Origin of the sequence: Marivirga salinae (genome assembly GCF_030503855.1) — a bacterium.
In the GTDB taxonomy this organism is placed as follows: Bacteria; Bacteroidota; Bacteroidia; order Cytophagales; family Cyclobacteriaceae; genus Marivirga; species Marivirga salinarum.
This window is the reverse complement of sequence record NZ_CP129971.1, coordinates 3283143-3299672: the sequence shown is the minus strand read 5'-3', so window position 1 is coordinate 3299672 and position 16530 is coordinate 3283143. Positions and strand designations below refer to the sequence as shown.

Here is a 16530-nt window from a genome sequence, read left to right as displayed (position 1 = left end):
TCGCGTTAAAAAAAAATATCCTATTGTACTTTTTGAATATTAAAATCCACTGCTTGATCCAATGAATTAAAACGAATATATAAAGCTTTTATATAACCTTCTGTATATTGGTTGCAATTTTCATTAGGTTCTAAGTAATAGATGAAGAATTTTTGACTTCTCTCATATAATTGATGCTTATCAGCAGTTCCTAAGAGGTTTATCATCTCATTTTGGGATAATCCTTTTAATTTTTCTTTTTGAGAAAGGAGATTATCCACAACTTCAATTCTGTATTCATTACAAGCATCTTTATCCTTTTTCCATTCTTTTAAATCAATATTTTCTAATTCAGGTACTTCTGTACATGCTGAATATATGAGAAAAATAATGAGTGGAATTATTCGGGTTATTTTCATGAAATTGATTTAGTAGAAGGTTTTTTTACTGTTGAATAAGATTTTTTGATGAATATAAGTGAAGCAAATGAAACAATTCCATAAGCTAAAGTGGCAGAGGTAATTATTGACCCTGCATTCGGGATTAGTACAAAAGCAATTATAATAGGGGTAAGGAGAACCCTGAAGACCTCTAACCCAAATGAATATTTCTTTTCTTCCAATATGACTCCAGCGCCTGTTACGCCCAATATAATTAATGTAACTGCTAAAACTTGTTCCCAAATATTAAATTTATCAGCATTAAAAAGAAAGAGTGCCGTTCCTCCTAAAATGATGATGTATTGAATTAATACATACAAACTAAAAGCTCCTGAAGTTTGCTTGTCATACTTCCTATCCTTTTCTGGGTCAACTTCTGGAATTGGGAGCTGACCGCCCATTTCTTTAGGTTGCCAACCTGGAGGGTAGAATATGTACTTGAGTTTATTTTTAAAACCCTTCATTTGCTTAATGCCTTTTCCCATTTCAACATAGTGCTGAAGATTTACCCAAACTGGATTCCAGCTGGCAGTTTGCTTAGTGATTCCGTAAGTCGGTCTTTCTTCCTCTTTTTGGAAAGTACCGAACATTTTATCCCAAATAATAAAAACACCTGCATGATTTTTATCTATATATTTTGGGTTTCGTCCGTGATGCACTCTGTGATGAGATGGTGTATTGAAAATCTTTTCGAAAGCCCCTAATTTTCCAATGGTTTCTGTATGAATCCAAAATTGATAAACCGTCACTAAACCAGACATTAACACAAAACTTAAAGTGTCAAACCCAATAATTGCTAAAGGAAAATAAAAGAAGAATGTCCAAATGATTTGGAAAGAACCCTGTCTTAAAGCTACTGAGAAGTTGTAATCCTCACTCTGATGGTGCACCACATGCCCGCCCCAGAATAAATTGATTTCATGACTTTTTCTATGCGCCCAATAATAGAAGAAATCAGCTAATATGAATAGTAAAATAAGATTGTACCAGGTAGGCGCTATAGAAAACAAGGCAAAATTTTCAAATACCCATTGATAGGCTGCCACACTCAATATTTTGAAAAATATGCCTGTGACTTGTTGTGTAATCCCACAACTAATGTTGGTAATGGCATCATTTAATCTGTAGATTCTATATCTTTTTATTGCCTGAATAAGCAATTCAATCCCGATAAGGGCAAAATAAATAGGGATTGATAATATGATTGGGTTAAAATCCATCTTAATATTATTTAAGCTTTTAACATAGCTAACCTAAGCTTCGTTTCGAAATATAACATTTTGAATAAAAACTTCCTTGAAAAAATGCTGAAATACTCATGAATAAAATTAATTTTGCGAGCAAATTAAAATTATGGACAGGATTTCAAGAGCTTTTTTGATTGGTACTAGCATCGCTTATTTAGCCGTTTTATTTTACACTTATGCATATTTCGCTGAGTTATCTATTGTGAAAATCAAAGTTTTAAATAATCAAATTCAATTTAGCAATAATACCTTATTTTATACTGGATTAATTATTCCAATTGTAATTGTACTTATTTGTGTTGCGCTTACAGTGGTTATTAAAAGTCAACCGATTGGTCCTAAATTCTATTTTAAAAATGAGAAAGTAAGAAATACGCTAGCATCATGGGCTAGAAGTTTGGCTGGGGCTTTTAATTTATTCTTTGCGAGTTTATTAACAGTATTTATTTTCATTAACAATGAAGAAGGATTAACGCAAAATGGGTATCTTCCTTTAATTATTATTAGTCTCTTAATGATCTTTTTCTGGGTACTATGGCTGCCTTTCATTCTGAGAAGAAATAAATAATTTTTTAAAATATTTTTCTTATTGATTAAAGCTCATATTTATCAGCTTTAATCAACTCATATTCAAATATTTTCTTGGCTTTGCTTGATGTAAGACTTTATCTGCTTTGATGGCTTTCTATGCCTAATTTGCACCAGGATCAATTTCAAAAAGCTTTACAATTAGAAAAAGCTTTGTAATTTTAAAATTTGAGTAGGCATAAACTTTCAATCCGACAAACGCGATGGCAGAATTTCAATATGACGAGGATAGTATAAAATCACTGGATTGGCGGGAGCATATTCGTATGCGTCCTGGTATGTATATCGGAAAATTAGGGGATGGTTCTTCACCTGATGACGGGATATATGTATTAGTAAAAGAAGTGATTGATAATTCCATTGATGAACACATGATGGGATTTGGTAAAACAATAGAAATAAAAATAACCGACCAAAGAGTTGAGGTAAGGGATTACGGAAGAGGAATTCCATTAGGTAAAGTGGTTGACTGTGTATCCAAAATCAATACTGGGGGTAAATATGATACTGGAGCTTTTCAAAAATCTGTTGGGCTAAATGGTGTTGGTACAAAAGCTGTGAATGCACTTTCCAATTATTTTAAGGTTCAGGCTTACCGTGAGGGACAAACAAAAGTTGCCGAGTTCCAAAGAGGAGTAATTGCTAATGATTCGGAAGTAACTTCTTCAAGCGGAAGAAACGGAACTTTAATTGCTTTTGAGCCTGATGAAACAGTTTTTAAAAACTACCATTTCATTCCAGGCTTTTTGGAAGAGCAGATGTGGAATTATGCTTTCCTGAACTCAGGATTGACTATTAACTTCAATGGTGAGAAATTCCATTCAGCTAATGGATTGAAAGATTTATTAGATAGAAAGTCAGATGAAGAAACGAATCGTTATCCAATTATTCACCTAAAAGGAGAAGATATTGAAATGGCGATGACGCATGCCAATCAATATGGTGAGGAATATTATTCATTTGTTAATGGACAAAACACTACACAAGGAGGAACACACTTAGTAGCTTTTAAAGAAGCCATAGTGAAAACCGTTCGTGATTTTTATGGCAAAAATTACGATCCATCTGATATCAGACAAGCCATTGTTGCTGCAATAGCTGTTCGAGTGCAGGAGCCAGTTTTCGAATCCCAAACAAAAACCAAATTAGGTTCTCAAAATGTAGCACCTGATGGACCTACTATGCGAACATTCATTAATGATTTCGTAAAGAAAGCTTTGGATGATTTTCTGCATAGAAATCCTCAAACTGCAGAAGCCATTCAAAAAAGAATCATGCAGTCGGAGCGGGAACGCAAGGACATGGCAGGGATTAAAAAATTGGCTAACGAGAGAGCTAAGAAAGCGAATCTTCATAATAAGAAATTAAGAGATTGTCGTGTCCATTATGATGATCCTAAGCACGATAGGAAGGATGATACCATGATATTCATCACTGAGGGTGATTCTGCTTCAGGTTCTATCACCAAATCACGTGATGTGCAAACACAAGCAGTATTTAGTTTAAGAGGTAAGCCATTAAACTGCTATGGCAAGACCAAAAAGCTAGTGTACGAAAATGAGGAATTCAATCTTCTGCAACATGCATTGAATATAGAAGAAGGTTTGGAAGGATTGCGCTATAGAAAAGTGATTATTGCAACAGATGCCGATGTGGATGGAATGCATATTCGCTTGCTTTTAATGACCTTTTTCCTACAGTTTTTCCCTGATTTGGTTCGTGATGGACATTTGTACATTCTTGATACGCCATTATTTAGAGTGAGAAATAAAAAGGAAACCATCTATTGCTATTCAGATGAAGAAAGAAGAAGAGCGATAGAAAAAATTGGAAAAGCTGCTGAAATAACTCGATTTAAAGGGCTTGGAGAGATTTCTCCTGAGGAATTTGGTGAGTTTATAAATGAAAACATCAAATTGGATCCCATTATCTTAAGTAATCAAACCAAGATAAAAGACCTTTTGACTTTCTACATGGGAACCAATACTATGGAAAGGCAACAGTTTATTATTGATAAATTAAGAGTGGAGAAGGATTTAGAAGAAGAGTTGGCTGAGGCATGATTTAATGTAAAATTATTGCAATTCAGAATTGATTTTAAAAAAGATGCAAAAGTTGAATTTGCGTTTTTAAGTAATAATATCAGAATATCGTCTTTGATTAATTTAAATGGAAGAAAATAACGAAAATAACGAACCTAAGAACAACCAAAACGGAGAGGATAAGGATAAATTACATAATGTAATTGCCGTATCGGGTATGTACGAAAACTGGTTTTTGGATTATGCTTCTTATGTAATCCTTGAGCGAGCGGTGCCTGCCAATGAAGATGGTTTTAAGCCTGTCCAGAGACGGATCATGCATGCCATGAAGGAAATGGATGATGGGCGTTTCAATAAGGTAGCCAACATCATCGGACAAACAATGCAATATCACCCTCATGGTGATGCTTCCATAGGAGATGCCATGGTGAATATGGGGCAAAAGGATATTCTTATTGAAACTCAAGGTAACTGGGGTGATATCAGGACAGGTGATAGTTCAGCGGCTCCACGTTATATTGAGGCTAGACTTTCAAAATTTGCTTTGGATGTAGTATTCAATCCGCAAACTACAGAATGGCAGTTATCTTATGACGGTCGAAAAAAAGAACCCGTTACTTTACCAGTAAAATTCCCATTGCTTTTAGCGCAAGGGGTTGAAGGAATTGCTGTAGGGCTTTCCACTAAAATTCTTCCCCATAATTTCTGCGAATTAATCAAAGCTTGTATTGATGTTTTAAAGAATAAAAAGATTGAAATATATCCTGATTTCCCAACAGGGGGAATGGCTGATTTCACTGACTACAATAAAGGTTTAAGGGGTGGGAAAATCAGGGTAAGAGCCAAAATTGAAGAAGGCGAGAAACGTACCCTTTTAATCAAAAACATTCCATTTGGAACCACAACCACTGGTTTGATTGAATCCATCATTAAAGCGAATGATAAGGGTAAAATTAAGGTGAAAAAAGTAGTGGATAATACCGCTAAAGATGTTGAAATTGAAGTACAATTGGCAGCTGGTCAATCTCCTGATATCACCATTGATGCCTTATATGCCTTTACAGATTGTGAAGTTTCTATTTCGCCCAATGCTTGTGTAATTATAGAGGATAAGCCTATTTTCTTACCTGTTGATGAGATTCTAAATAAAAATGTTGAGGATACGCTTCATCTTTTAGAGCGTGAATTGGAAATCAGAAGAGGGGAGTTGATGGAAAAAATTCTGTTCTCTTCTTTGGAAAAGATATTCATTGAAAACAGAATTTACCGTAACATTGAAGAGTGTGAAACTTGGGAAGCTGTTTTAGAGACTATTGACAAAGGTTTAGAACCATTCAAACCACAATTTTACAGAGAAATTACGCAAGATGACATCATCCGCTTGACGGAAATTAAAATTAAAAGAATTTCTAAATTTGATAAGTTCAAGGCAGATGAATTGATGCGCAAGCTGGAAGAGGAGTTAGCCAAGGTAGAGCATCACTTGAAAAACTTGACCGAATATGCCATCGATTATTATAAAGGCTTATTAGAGAAATACGGTAAAGGAAGAGAGCGTAAAACTGAAATCAAGAGCTTTGATAATATTCAAGCTCATACAGTTGCTGCAAACAACCAGAAGCTTTATGTCAACAGGGCGGAAGGCTTTATTGGTTATGGAATGAAGAAAGATGAGTTCGTGACCGATTGCTCGGATTTAGATGATGTGATTGCTTTCAAGCGTGACGGAACTTATAAAGTCGTGCGAATTGATGAGAAAGTATTCGTAGGCAAAGATATTATTCACGTTGATATTTTCCGTAAGAATGATGAGCGTAGAGTTTATAATGCGGCTTATCTAGATGGAAAAACAGGTAGAACAATGGTGAAAAGATTCCAAGTCTTATCGGTAACTCGAGATAGGGATTATGACCTTTCAAAAGGTGCAAAAGGGTCAAAGGTATTGTATCTGGAAGCTCGTCCAAATGGTGAATCTGAGGTAATCAATGTGAAACTGTCCAATTCATGTAGAGCAAGAGTAAAAGTATTTGATTTTGATTTTGCTGAATTGGAAATCAAAGGTAGGGGCGCAGGAGGAAATATTTTAACAAAATACCCTGTAAAGAAAATCGAGTTCAAATTGCTGGGTGAAAGCAGTTTTGGAGGATTGAAAATCTATTATGACCAATCTGTAGGCAAATTGAATACGGATGAAAGAGGTCAGTTGATTGGTTCTTTCCACGGAGATGATAATATTTTGGTGATTTATAAGGATGGTTCTTATGAATTAAGCAACTATGAGTTGACCAACCGTTTTGATGGTGAAAAGGTAGAGTTAATTGAGAAATTCGATCCAAACTGTGTCATCTCAAGTGTTTATTATGATGGAGCTTCTAAAAACTATTTTGTGAAGCGTTTTCAAATTGAAACCCGCACAATGAACAAGCCTTTTGTGTTTATTTCAGAGCATAAAAAATCTACTTTGACAGTGGTGAGTACTGATAAAGATCCACAACTAGAAGTAGAATTCCGCAAAGGAAAAGGTAGGGAAAAGGAATCTGCTACTTATGATTTCGATATGCTGATTGATGTGAAAGGTTGGAAAGCAATTGGAAATAAACTTTCTCAATATGATGTCACGAAAGTAAAATTACTGGAAAGCAAGAAAGAAGAAAATGCAAAAGAATATAAAACAGGTGATTCAGTTGATTTGGATGTGGATGAGGATAAAGAGCAATTGGGTTTATTCTAAAGGAATATGGATGCTGAATTAAATCATTTTCTTACCCAAAAGTTTGGGGAATTTCTTTCTGATGAACGAAAACAGTTTATTGAATCTGTTTTGGAGAATCGAACGGATTTTATCAGAGTGGTTTTAGAGGACATTCGTGATCCTCATAATGCCAATGCTATTATTCGGTCTGGGGAATGTTTAGGAATTCAGCATTATCATATTATAGAAAATGAAAATGCATTTAAACTGGGCAGAGGTGTAAGTAGGGGTGCTATCAAATGGGTAGATGTTCATCAATATCCTGAAAGTAAAACGCCTACAACTGATGTTTTACTTGATTTAAAATCTAAAGGCTATAAAATTGTAGTGACAAGTCCGAATGAAGAAGCTTTTTCTCCTGAGGAATTACAATTAGATAAACCCATAGCTATTGTAATGGGAAATGAGAAAGAAGGCATAAGCGAAGAAGCAAAATCCATGGCAGATGAGTTTGTCCGCCTTCCCATGCATGGATTTACAGAAAGCTATAATGTATCCGTTGCATCGGGCATTACATTTTACAGTTTAGTCAGTAAAATGAGGTCATTCGTAGAAAATTGGCAATTTAATGAGCGAACAAAGACAAATTACCGTTTGCAGTGGTATAAAAAATGTATGGCAAGACCTGACGATTATGAAAAATTCTTCGTTAAGGCTTTTGAATCAGAGAAAACATAATGATAAAATTCTTTATCCGTCTTGGCTTATTCCTTTTAATATCTGCCATTGTATTTGCTATTTTTTCCAATGTTTTCATCATTACGAAGACTAGCACCTATATCTATGAAGATATTAATGAGATTCCGCAGAAAGAGATTGCCTTGGTTTTGGGCACGAGTAAACGGAATATGAAAGGTGAAGCCAATAGTTTTTTTGACAATAGAATGGATGCAGCAGCCCAGCTATTCCATAAAGGGAAGGTGAAAGGATTATTGTTGAGCGGAGATAATAGGACACGCTATTACAATGAGCCTAGCGATATGAAAAATGCTTTAATGAAAAAGGGTGTTCCAGAAAGTGCAATTTCTATTGATACTGCTGGCTTGAGTACCATTGAAAGTGTTTTTCGATGCAAAAAAGTTTTTAATCATCAAGATGTTGCTATCATTACTCAAGAATTTCATGCTTTCAGAGCATTGTACATTAGTCAGTATTATGAAATGGATGCTATCGCATTTCCAGCAGCTGAGGTACCCGTTTATTCTTCCACAAGAGTGACTATTCGTGAATTTTTTGCTCGTCCTAAAGCATTGTTAGATTTATATGTTTTAAAATCTCATCTTTATTTTGAGGGAAAGTAATAATTTTCTTTATATCTCATATTTTGTGTTATTCTGTTTTAGTTTCTATTCTACTATAGCCAATTAAATTAATATTGATTGAATATATTTTTACTGTTTAATAATTATTGTATCTTTATATCGCACACGATTAAAACGTAAAAGATTAATTATGAAAACTAATTTTATTAAGAATGCACTTCGAATTTTATTGGGGGCAATTATGACATTAGCCGGAATAGGGCATCTTACTTTTCAGCGGGATGAATTTCTTGCTCAAGTTCCAAGATGGTTACCAACAGATCCTGCTTTCATGGATTTTGTAGTTTTATCCTCTGGGATAGTAGAAATTACTTTAGGTCTCCTAATGATTTTTCTAATTAAGCATAAAGCAAAAGTAGGGATCGCATTAGCCTTGTTTTATATCCTGATTTTTCCAGGCAATATCTCACAATACACAAATGGAATTGATGCTTTCGGTCTAGATACCGACCAAAAACGGTTGATTAGGTTGTTTTTTCAGCCTGTATTAGTAATTTGGGCACTTTGGTCAACAGGCGGATGGAAATTTCTTATATCTAAATTAAAAAAATAATCTACAATGGCGGATAAGTTTAGCGCTCTTTATTTAGAAAAACAGTTGTGTTTTCCGTTATACGCGGCATCAAGGTTAACTACTAAATTATATGCACCTTATCTGAATGATTTAGATATTACTTACCCGCAATATTTAGTGATGTTAGTTTTATGGGAACATGAAGAACAAACAGTTAACAAAATAGGGGAGCGATTACTCTTAGAATCCAATACTTTAACGCCTTTATTAAAACGACTCGAAAAGAAAGGTTTTATTTATAGGAAGCGGTCTGAAACTGATGAAAGAACAGTAGTTGTTTCATTATCAAAGGAAGGTGATAAGTTAAAATTAAAAGCAGCTGAAATTCCAGAAAAAATAATAGGTTCTTTTAGGGATGAAACTATTTCAGAAACTGAGATTTATGCTTTTAAGGAAATGCTTGAAAAGTTGATTAAGGGATTAGAAAGTAAATTGAAATAGTGTAAACAACCCTTAGAAAGATTTTTACTAAGGGTTGTTTACAATTCACTTATTCATTTTGGTAAGTGCTAATAAGCTTCCTCAATAGAAAGTTTAAAAATGGAAAATGGAGGCGACAAATTAAAAACTCTGCCCATCATCTCCACCTGATTTTTGATCATCATTAGAGATTCTACTTCTTTTTTGTCTGGCTTTATAATCTAACTGACCGAATTTATAACTGAAATTAAGACCAAAAGAACGGAATGGAATAGAAAATACATTCCTTTGATAGAAATCACTATCCTCACTTCCTAATTCTGTTTCAAAAGGTTTTCTTTCTTTAAATGGCTCAATTATAGATAATCCTATACTTCCTCTTTTATCCCAAATTTGCTTCTTAATTCCCAAACCGAAAATAGAGAATGATGGATTATAACCTTGTAAAGTTTGTCGTCTTGGCCTAGCAAATCCAAAGGCATCGATCATCCAATCATTGGGTAATTTAATGTTAGAATTAATATTTCCACTAAATAACCATGCATTATTTTCAACTTCTTGTTCTTGGATAACTCCTTCAGACATAAAATAATTAGCATTGATTCCACCACGAATAGTCCATATTTTAAATAGTTCAGTAGAGATGAATAAGTTAGACCCTACGTTTTGCTGTGTTCCCACGTTCTCAAAGGTGGTCACTGTTGCATTTCTTTCTGCATCTTCAAAAATTACGGACTGAATTACTTCGCTAATGTCATTATAAAAGAAGGAAAGGTTAACTGAAGTTCCTTTTAAGAAGGTGCTGAAGCCTAATTCATAATTATCGGATAATTCAGGATTTAGGTCAGGATTACCAAAGCTTATATTTCTGATGTTTCCGATTTCAACATAAGGATTTACATTTCCCAAACTAGGTCGTTGAATTCTTCTATTATAAGATAATTTTATCGAATTGAATTTTCCGAATTTCTGATTCACAATGATGCTTGGTAACCAATTTTCATATGATATAGGATCGAAATTACGTGCAGTTGCTTCTTCAAAACTACCTTGAAGACCAGTATATTCGTATCTAACACCCGCTATTACTCCAAGTTTTTTGGTGATATTGGTTTGAGTAGAAACATATCCAGCAAATACATCTTGATTATAATAAAAAATATCGGTTCTGTTATTAACAACTTGATAATTATTGGATCCTTCTGGCTGCTCTTCATATTTGAAATCACTGTCAATATCTCTTATGATGGATTTGAAACCAGTTTCTAATTTAAATTTTTCTCCAAAAGGATGCGCATAATCAATTTGAACTGTGTTTTCTCTATTGTTTCCGTCATTGATATTTCTTGCTACTTCATAATTTTCAGTTGTAGGTTGGTTAATTTCAAATTCTTGATCTCTAATATTTCCATCAATCTTATAAGATGCAGAAAACTCTCTTCCTTCCTGCTCAGGAAATTTCATTACATAATCAAATGACCATTCATATCCCCAATTTTGAGATAAGTTATCTTGAAATCTTTCATAGGTATTTTCAGTTCCTCCTATATTTTCTGAAACCGTATTTGTTCCCTCAGAATTACTATTGAATCCTCTTAGCCTTAAACTAGTTGAAAGACTATGATATGCATTGAAATCATAAAAAGCACCAATATTTCCAAAATAACCTAATCTATTGCTAAGGTTTTCACCTTCTTGTCTTCTGATGTTTGTTTGTCCATTTGTGACTGTTTTCTGATAAAAATCTGTAGTAGCATACTGAGGCCAAGAATAAAATGAACTACCATTGGCATTAAATCCCAATCTTCCTTTTCCTGCATTAATTCCTACTACTCCACGATTAATTCGTGTTCCAGCTGTTAAATCTACATTTCCTGCAAAACCTTGTGGAGTTTGTTTTTTTGTTATGATATTGATAATACCTGCTGTGCCTTCTCCATCGTATTTAGCAGAAGGAGAGGTGATTACCTCCACACTTTTAATTTGGTCTGAAGGGATCATTTTCAAAGCATCTCCAGTATTTGCGCCAAACATACTGCTTGGTTTACCATTGATAAGGATTTGTACATTTGAATTTCCTCTTAATGATACATTTCCATTCTGGTCAACTGATAAAAGTGGAGCTCTTCTTAAAACATCGGAAGCATCTCCCCCCATATTTGCAACATCTTGCTCAGCATTGTAAACAATTCTGTCTATTTTATTTTCTATAGTTTCTCTTTGACCTGATACAACGACTTCATCTAATTGATCAGTATCAGTTGTAAGTTTGACGCTTTCAAAATCATGATCAGGTTCTCTTGGCGTTAACTCTACTTCTTGAGAGAATTTCTGGTAACCCACAAATGAAACTTCAACTATGTATTTCCCTAGTTTCAGTCCTACTAATTTAAAACTTCCATCATCTCCTGTAACTACACCATTCACGGTTTCACCGTCTTTTGGTGATTTAATGACTACCGTAGCGTAGGATACTGGTTCAGAATTGTCTCCATCAACAATTATCCCTGTGATTTTCCCTGTTATTTGGGAACTTGCTCCTCCACCATATCCGCCTCTTTGCTGTGCAAAAGAAATACTACTGATGAATAATAATGTTATTAATACTTTAAATTTCATGATTCAATTTTAATTCTACAAAGTTAGACACTTATGATGTGATAATGTTGTTTTTAATACACCGAAGGTCATTCTGTAGTCTTTAGAATACCTTAATGATGATAAAAGGAAGGGTGTTAATTGTTATACTGAAGATGGGTTTAATACAATTTTTTTGCTATCGTAAACCAAATAGCTCATACAAACTATTGCAGTTGCTAAGTCAGCAATTGGGAAAGCCATCCATATTCCATCTAATTGATAAAAATTTGGTAAAATCAATAGGAGAGGGATAAGAAAAAATCCTTGCTTCGTTAAAGTAAGAAGTAAGGCTGGTAGAGCTTTACCTAAAGCTTGGAAATAGGCTGCACTAATCAACTGAAATGCTATAAGCGGAGTCATTAAAAATGTAATTCTTAAGGCAGGAACTGTTTGCTGTATTAAATCTTGATCTTTAGTGAAAATACCTACAATCTGAGGAGTGAATATTAAAATAGCTGCATAAATAATGGATGAAAGTACCGTAGCTGAAATTATTGCATTTCTTAAAGTTAAGCTTACTCTCTTGTATAATTCTGCTCCATAATTATATCCAATTATCGGCATAGATCCTTGAGTGATACCTATTGCAGGAACATTCACTAACATCATCATTCGGTTGATAATTCCATATGTTGCTATGGCGCTTTCTCCGCCATACTTGAATAATGAGTTATTAAGTACTAGAAAGAGCAAACTTACTACTCCTTGCCTGGCAATTGTAACGGAACCTATTGAGAAAATTTCTCTTGTTAGTTTGAGATCAAGTATTAAATCTGTTTTACTTATTTTAAAACCTGTTTTTCCTCTTAAGAAAAAGTAAAGCGCATAAGCGGCACTGAATAAATAAGAAAATGTTGTTGCCCATGCAGCGCCTTCAATTCCCCAATCTAAAACAGCTATGAAAATAGGATCTAAAATAACATTGACCACTGCTGGAACTATCATCACTACCATGGCTACTTTAGGATAGCCAACTGCACGGAATATGCTATTGGACATCATGGCAAATGCCAAAACAGGAATTCCCAGCAAAATAATGCTGAAATAATCTATGGTAGGTTGTAATATATCACCTTTTGCACCAAATAGTTTTAGTAGAGGTTCAATATAAATCCAGCATGTCAAACTGAAAAATATACCTAAGATAAAGGTAAGTGTTAACTGATTCCCAAAAGTCTTATTGGCTTTTTCAGGCTTTCCAGATCCGAGAGCCCTTGAAATAATAGAAGACCCACCGATTCCAATCCCCATTCCGATAGAAGAAATAAGGAAAGTGATAGGGATCACCACCGTAATAGCCGCAATACCTACTGAACCCACAAAATTCCCTACAAAAATGGTGTCTACTATTCCGTAAATAGACAGAGTCAGAATTCCAATGGCAGATGGAATGGCTTGTTTACGTAGCAAAAAATTTATTGGCTTAGTGCCAAATTCATCTGAAGTGGTCATTATTATTATTTAATGCAGATTAATGTAACTACATTAATTATTTAATGTTGTAAATCTACCTATGAAATTTAAAATTACAATTAATGACCACATAAAAGCCCGTTTCCAATTGACTTGAACCAGATTGATAGTCGCTTTTTTAATTTCCACTCCCGTGTCAATCTGATTATGCAAAGGAACTGCTTGAGCGAATGTTGAGACCCACAATAAGATAATTAATATGCTTTGAGTTAGAACTAGATAGTTAAATTGAGTGTAGGTTAGATAAAAAGTACTGGCTAATTGAAACAGCATCAAGGGCATAACCACTACGGAAATCATTGTAGTATATTTTGGATGCCAAGCGATTAGATTGGCTTTTTCCATGTAGGTAAAAGAAGGGTAGATGATGAGTTGTACCAACCAAATCAAAATTAATAAACCAAAATCGGATAATTCTTTTAGGTATTGAAGCATTTATTATTTAACTGGATTGAGTGATGAAAATTTTTTTCGAAATAAAATTTATAACAAATACCAATGGTTGATGTTTTAGCAATATGAATAAAATATCCCTCAATACTGTTGCCTATCGTAATATTTCCTCAAAAGAATGGGTGGTTTTTATTCATGGTGCAGGTGGAAGTACGGCTACCTGGAAATATCAAATAGATGCTTTTAAAGCTTATTACAATCTGCTATTAATTGATTTAAGGGATCACGGAAAATCAAAAGACATAGAACCTGAAGTAGCGCGATATGATTTTGATTTGATTACAAATGATATAATGCAGGTATTAAATGAGCAAAAGATTGAAAAAGCTCATTTCATCACCTTAAGTTTTGGCAGTGTAATTATGCAGGATTTGAGCATGAAATACCCTAGTCTGGTAGTAAGTGCTATTTTTGCAGGTGGCATTTTTAAAGCGAATGCATTAATTAAGGTATTTGTTCAGCTAGCTAGGTTTTTTAATCTTTTTCTGCCTTATAAATGGATGTATAGCCTGTTTTCTTATTTATTGATGCCATTCAGAAAACATCAAGAATCAAGAAAAATATATCAAAAGCAAGCTCAGAAATTGTCACCAAATGATTATATGAAATGGGTGGGTCTTTACAGTGAATTTTTTAGGTTATTAAACCGATTTTATAATCAAGATATCAATTTTCCTGCTTTAGCGATAATGGGAAAAGAAGATTATATTTTTTTAAAATCCGCAAAAGCATTTTCCAAAAAACATAAGCAAGTTTTGTTAATGGAAATAAATGGGGCAGGTCATATATGTAATATTGACCAGTATGAGATATTTAATAAGTTGGCACTGTATTTTACTCATGAGCACAAATAACCTCAAGAAGATGATTTTCCAGATTTCCAGGCCCACAGAAGCAGAATTGGATGAATAAGTACTAGTCTGATCCATCCAATCCACTCAGGCACACATAAACCTTCATTGATACAAGAACCTAATTGTATGAAATATACATGTGAAGGGATAAAAGCCAGTAGCATTATTAAAATTCCATATGCAGCATATTTTCTGCTAGGATTAAATAATATACCTATTGCAAGCAATATTTCAGCTATTCCGCTTAACACATTGATTTTTTCTGGATAAGCAAATAAAGGTGGAATAAGTGGTAAGTAGAAATCAGGATTAATGAAGTGATTGAAACCTGCTAATAAATAAAAAACAGTCATTAATCTTACAGACCATTTACTTTCAAGATAATTTCCAATTTGTTTTAACATGAACATCTTTTAAAATTAAGAAAAACGGGATCCACCATATGAAGTCATTAGTAATTAAAGTATAAATAAACTCAAAGGGTACTATTCCTTGGGAATAGTTAAAAAGAAAACCTAACGGACCAAATATTTTACCTATAAAACCTACCATTATGATAGGCCAGTGGCGCAAAGGGTTGTAGGAAGCCCACCAATATCCCAAGCCATAGACTCCAATAACCATCCCCATTCCTTGCCAAACCATTGGATGATTAATTTTTTCCATTCCTACCAAGTCAAAAAAATGCTGAGGAAACAGAACAACCCAAGCTCCCCAAATAATATTATAAATAGCAGCTGTCTTTAGTATGAGTTTTTGATAATTGAATTTCATACCCTCTCAACTTTTTATTATTTAAAAATGTTGAAAGAAATACTGATTTTTATAATTCAATTAGTTATAAGTTTTTTTAATTCCATTCGTTCAAACTATATTTACAGCAAATTAATGCGGTAATTTTTACGACTAAATATATTATGATGAGATTTAAAGTTTTGGTTATTTTTTCAATGATTGCTTTTGGTATTCATTTTGACGCAAAGGCGCAAGATGATGCCAATTTATCAGAGCAATATCAAAATATGGTTGAGGGTAGTGAGACTTTTGAAAAATATAAGGTTATTTCTATCGCTAAAGTGAATTCGTTTGGTCAGATAATGAATGATTCTATCAACTCTTTGAAAGAAAAGGTTTCTTCATCAAAGAATGCTAGACTACAAGCAGAGAAGGAAAGAGACTCAGCTAAATCTCAAATGACTGAGCTTAAAAATGAATTAGAAACAACTCAAAGTGCTGTGGATGAGATGCCATTTTTAGGTATTCCCATGTCTAAAACCACCTATAATATAGTAATGTGGAGCATAGTAGTGATTTTAATTGCAGGTTTGGCAATCGTTTATGTGATGTTCTTAAAAAGCTATAGAACTACTCGTCAGGCGAAAAAGGATAAAGAATTAGTGGATCAGGAGCTAGAGGATTTAAGAAAACGTTCCCACGATAAACAAGTGAAGATTAAAAGAGAATTGCAAACGGCTTTAAATAAATTAGAAGAACAAAGACGATAGGATCTTTAATCTAAAAATTGTGAATATCTGCTTGAGCAGACTGCTATTCACAAATACATAGAAAATTAAGTATTCAAATTTTGAAAACCACCTTCTAATGTGCATCATTGTAAGGTGGTTTTTTATTTTTATCAAATACATTGAAATGAGCATCAATTTTAGAATCCTCAATATACCAACCGGGGATGATTAAAATTTATCGAATTCCATCCCGATAAATACGAGACAAGTTGTGGCAACT

The 16530-nt window shown here is 33.8% G+C and carries 16 protein-coding genes; 9 read left to right on the top strand and 7 right to left on the bottom strand.

Features of this window, described 5'->3' with window-relative positions; genetic code table 11:
• Positions 1-20 precede the first annotated feature (20 nt).
• Positions 21-398, bottom strand: a complete 378-nt coding sequence (locus QYS49_RS13815) for a hypothetical protein (RefSeq protein WP_308348070.1) — start codon at positions 396-398, stop codon at positions 21-23.
• On the bottom strand, positions 395-1639 hold the full coding sequence (locus QYS49_RS13810; RefSeq protein WP_308348069.1) for a sterol desaturase family protein: 1245 nt from the start codon (positions 1637-1639) through the stop codon (positions 395-397). The genes QYS49_RS13815 and QYS49_RS13810 overlap by 4 nt, the downstream gene beginning before the upstream one ends.
• Before the next feature lie 133 nt (positions 1640-1772).
• Here QYS49_RS13810 and QYS49_RS13805 point away from each other — a divergent pair, with 133 nt between their 5' ends.
• From QYS49_RS13805 to QYS49_RS13775, 7 genes are all read left to right on the top strand, one after another.
• On the top strand, positions 1773-2234 hold the full coding sequence (locus tag QYS49_RS13805; RefSeq protein ID WP_308348068.1) for a hypothetical protein: 462 nt from the start codon (positions 1773-1775) through the stop codon (positions 2232-2234).
• Between the two features lie 223 nt (positions 2235-2457).
• Positions 2458-4317, top strand: a complete 1860-nt coding sequence (locus QYS49_RS13800) for a DNA topoisomerase IV subunit B (RefSeq protein ID WP_308348067.1) — start codon at positions 2458-2460, stop codon at positions 4315-4317.
• 106 nt (positions 4318-4423) lie between these two features.
• Positions 4424-7027 carry a DNA gyrase/topoisomerase IV subunit A gene (locus tag QYS49_RS13795; protein ID WP_308348066.1) on the top strand — a complete coding sequence of 868 codons (2604 nt, stop codon included), beginning with the start codon at positions 4424-4426 and terminating at the stop codon, positions 7025-7027.
• A gap of 6 nt (positions 7028-7033) precedes the next feature.
• Positions 7034-7726 (top strand): TrmH family RNA methyltransferase, encoded by a 693-nt coding sequence (locus tag QYS49_RS13790; protein WP_308348064.1) that lies wholly within the window; start codon positions 7034-7036, stop codon positions 7724-7726.
• Positions 7726-8349, top strand: coding sequence for a SanA/YdcF family protein (locus QYS49_RS13785; protein WP_308348063.1), 624 nt, complete (start codon positions 7726-7728; stop codon positions 8347-8349). Before QYS49_RS13790 ends, QYS49_RS13785 begins: the two co-directional genes overlap by 1 nt.
• A 151-nt stretch (positions 8350-8500) precedes the next feature.
• Positions 8501-8923: a DoxX family protein gene (locus QYS49_RS13780; RefSeq protein WP_308348061.1), complete on the top strand. Its 423-nt coding sequence runs from the start codon at positions 8501-8503 to the stop codon at positions 8921-8923.
• Positions 8924-8929: 6 nt separating this feature from the next.
• Positions 8930-9385, top strand: coding sequence for a MarR family winged helix-turn-helix transcriptional regulator (locus QYS49_RS13775; protein ID WP_308348060.1), 456 nt, complete (start codon positions 8930-8932; stop codon positions 9383-9385).
• Positions 9386-9505: 120 nt separating this feature from the next.
• On the opposite strand, the gene QYS49_RS13770 is transcribed toward QYS49_RS13775, so the two are convergent.
• The 3 genes from QYS49_RS13770 to QYS49_RS13760 all read right to left on the bottom strand — a co-directional run bounded on the left by QYS49_RS13770 (position 9506) and on the right by QYS49_RS13760 (position 13912).
• Positions 9506-11983, bottom strand: a complete 2478-nt coding sequence (locus QYS49_RS13770) for a TonB-dependent receptor (protein ID WP_308348059.1) — start codon at positions 11981-11983, stop codon at positions 9506-9508.
• Positions 11984-12106: 123 nt separating this feature from the next.
• Positions 12107-13456 (bottom strand): MATE family efflux transporter, encoded by a 1350-nt coding sequence (locus QYS49_RS13765; protein ID WP_308348058.1) that lies wholly within the window; start codon positions 13454-13456, stop codon positions 12107-12109.
• Positions 13457-13489: 33 nt separating this feature from the next.
• Positions 13490-13912, bottom strand: a complete 423-nt coding sequence (locus QYS49_RS13760; RefSeq protein ID WP_308348057.1) for a hypothetical protein — start codon at positions 13910-13912, stop codon at positions 13490-13492.
• A gap of 83 nt (positions 13913-13995) precedes the next feature.
• Here QYS49_RS13760 and QYS49_RS13755 point away from each other — a divergent pair, with 83 nt between their 5' ends.
• Positions 13996-14784 (top strand): alpha/beta fold hydrolase, encoded by a 789-nt coding sequence (locus QYS49_RS13755; protein WP_308348055.1) that lies wholly within the window; start codon positions 13996-13998, stop codon positions 14782-14784.
• A 2-nt stretch (positions 14785-14786) separates the two neighbouring features.
• Here QYS49_RS13755 and QYS49_RS13750 read toward each other — a convergent pair whose 3' ends face one another.
• Both QYS49_RS13750 and QYS49_RS13745 read right to left on the bottom strand, forming a co-directional pair.
• Positions 14787-15188 carry a DoxX family protein gene (locus tag QYS49_RS13750; protein ID WP_308348053.1) on the bottom strand — a complete coding sequence of 134 codons (402 nt, stop codon included), beginning with the start codon at positions 15186-15188 and terminating at the stop codon, positions 14787-14789.
• Positions 15160-15558, bottom strand: a complete 399-nt coding sequence (locus tag QYS49_RS13745) for an alkyl hydroperoxide reductase (RefSeq protein ID WP_308348052.1) — start codon at positions 15556-15558, stop codon at positions 15160-15162. The genes QYS49_RS13750 and QYS49_RS13745 overlap by 29 nt, the downstream gene beginning before the upstream one ends.
• A 143-nt stretch (positions 15559-15701) precedes the next feature.
• On the opposite strand from QYS49_RS13745, the gene QYS49_RS13740 reads away from it, so the two are divergent.
• Positions 15702-16289, top strand: coding sequence for a hypothetical protein (locus tag QYS49_RS13740; protein WP_308348051.1), 588 nt, complete (start codon positions 15702-15704; stop codon positions 16287-16289).
• Positions 16290-16530 lie beyond the last annotated feature (241 nt).

What these genes read in the sequence shown, in the direction of transcription:
- QYS49_RS13810 (WP_308348069.1), bottom strand. Translation starts at nt 1,639, where the DNA reads ATGGATTTTAACCCAATCATATTATCAATCCCTATTTATTTTGCCCTT.
- QYS49_RS13765 (WP_308348058.1), bottom strand. Translation starts at nt 13,456, where the DNA reads ATGACCACTTCAGATGAATTTGGCACTAAGCCAATAAATTTTTTGCTA.
- QYS49_RS13775 (WP_308348060.1), top strand. Translation starts at nt 8,930, where the DNA reads ATGGCGGATAAGTTTAGCGCTCTTTATTTAGAAAAACAGTTGTGTTTT.
- QYS49_RS13815 (WP_308348070.1), bottom strand. Translation starts at nt 398, where the DNA reads ATGAAAATAACCCGAATAATTCCACTCATTATTTTTCTCATATATTCA.
- QYS49_RS13770 (WP_308348059.1), bottom strand. Translation starts at nt 11,983, where the DNA reads ATGAAATTTAAAGTATTAATAACATTATTATTCATCAGTAGTATTTCT.
- QYS49_RS13760 (WP_308348057.1), bottom strand. Translation starts at nt 13,912, where the DNA reads ATGCTTCAATACCTAAAAGAATTATCCGATTTTGGTTTATTAATTTTG.
- QYS49_RS13785 (WP_308348063.1), top strand. Translation starts at nt 7,726, where the DNA reads ATGATAAAATTCTTTATCCGTCTTGGCTTATTCCTTTTAATATCTGCC.
- QYS49_RS13795 (WP_308348066.1), top strand. Translation starts at nt 4,424, where the DNA reads ATGGAAGAAAATAACGAAAATAACGAACCTAAGAACAACCAAAACGGA.
- QYS49_RS13745 (WP_308348052.1), bottom strand. Translation starts at nt 15,558, where the DNA reads ATGAAATTCAATTATCAAAAACTCATACTAAAGACAGCTGCTATTTAT.
- QYS49_RS13780 (WP_308348061.1), top strand. Translation starts at nt 8,501, where the DNA reads ATGAAAACTAATTTTATTAAGAATGCACTTCGAATTTTATTGGGGGCA.
- QYS49_RS13790 (WP_308348064.1), top strand. Translation starts at nt 7,034, where the DNA reads ATGGATGCTGAATTAAATCATTTTCTTACCCAAAAGTTTGGGGAATTT.
- QYS49_RS13800 (WP_308348067.1), top strand. Translation starts at nt 2,458, where the DNA reads ATGGCAGAATTTCAATATGACGAGGATAGTATAAAATCACTGGATTGG.
- QYS49_RS13755 (WP_308348055.1), top strand. Translation starts at nt 13,996, where the DNA reads ATGAATAAAATATCCCTCAATACTGTTGCCTATCGTAATATTTCCTCA.
- QYS49_RS13805 (WP_308348068.1), top strand. Translation starts at nt 1,773, where the DNA reads ATGGACAGGATTTCAAGAGCTTTTTTGATTGGTACTAGCATCGCTTAT.
- QYS49_RS13750 (WP_308348053.1), bottom strand. Translation starts at nt 15,188, where the DNA reads ATGTTAAAACAAATTGGAAATTATCTTGAAAGTAAATGGTCTGTAAGA.
- QYS49_RS13740 (WP_308348051.1), top strand. Translation starts at nt 15,702, where the DNA reads ATGATGAGATTTAAAGTTTTGGTTATTTTTTCAATGATTGCTTTTGGT.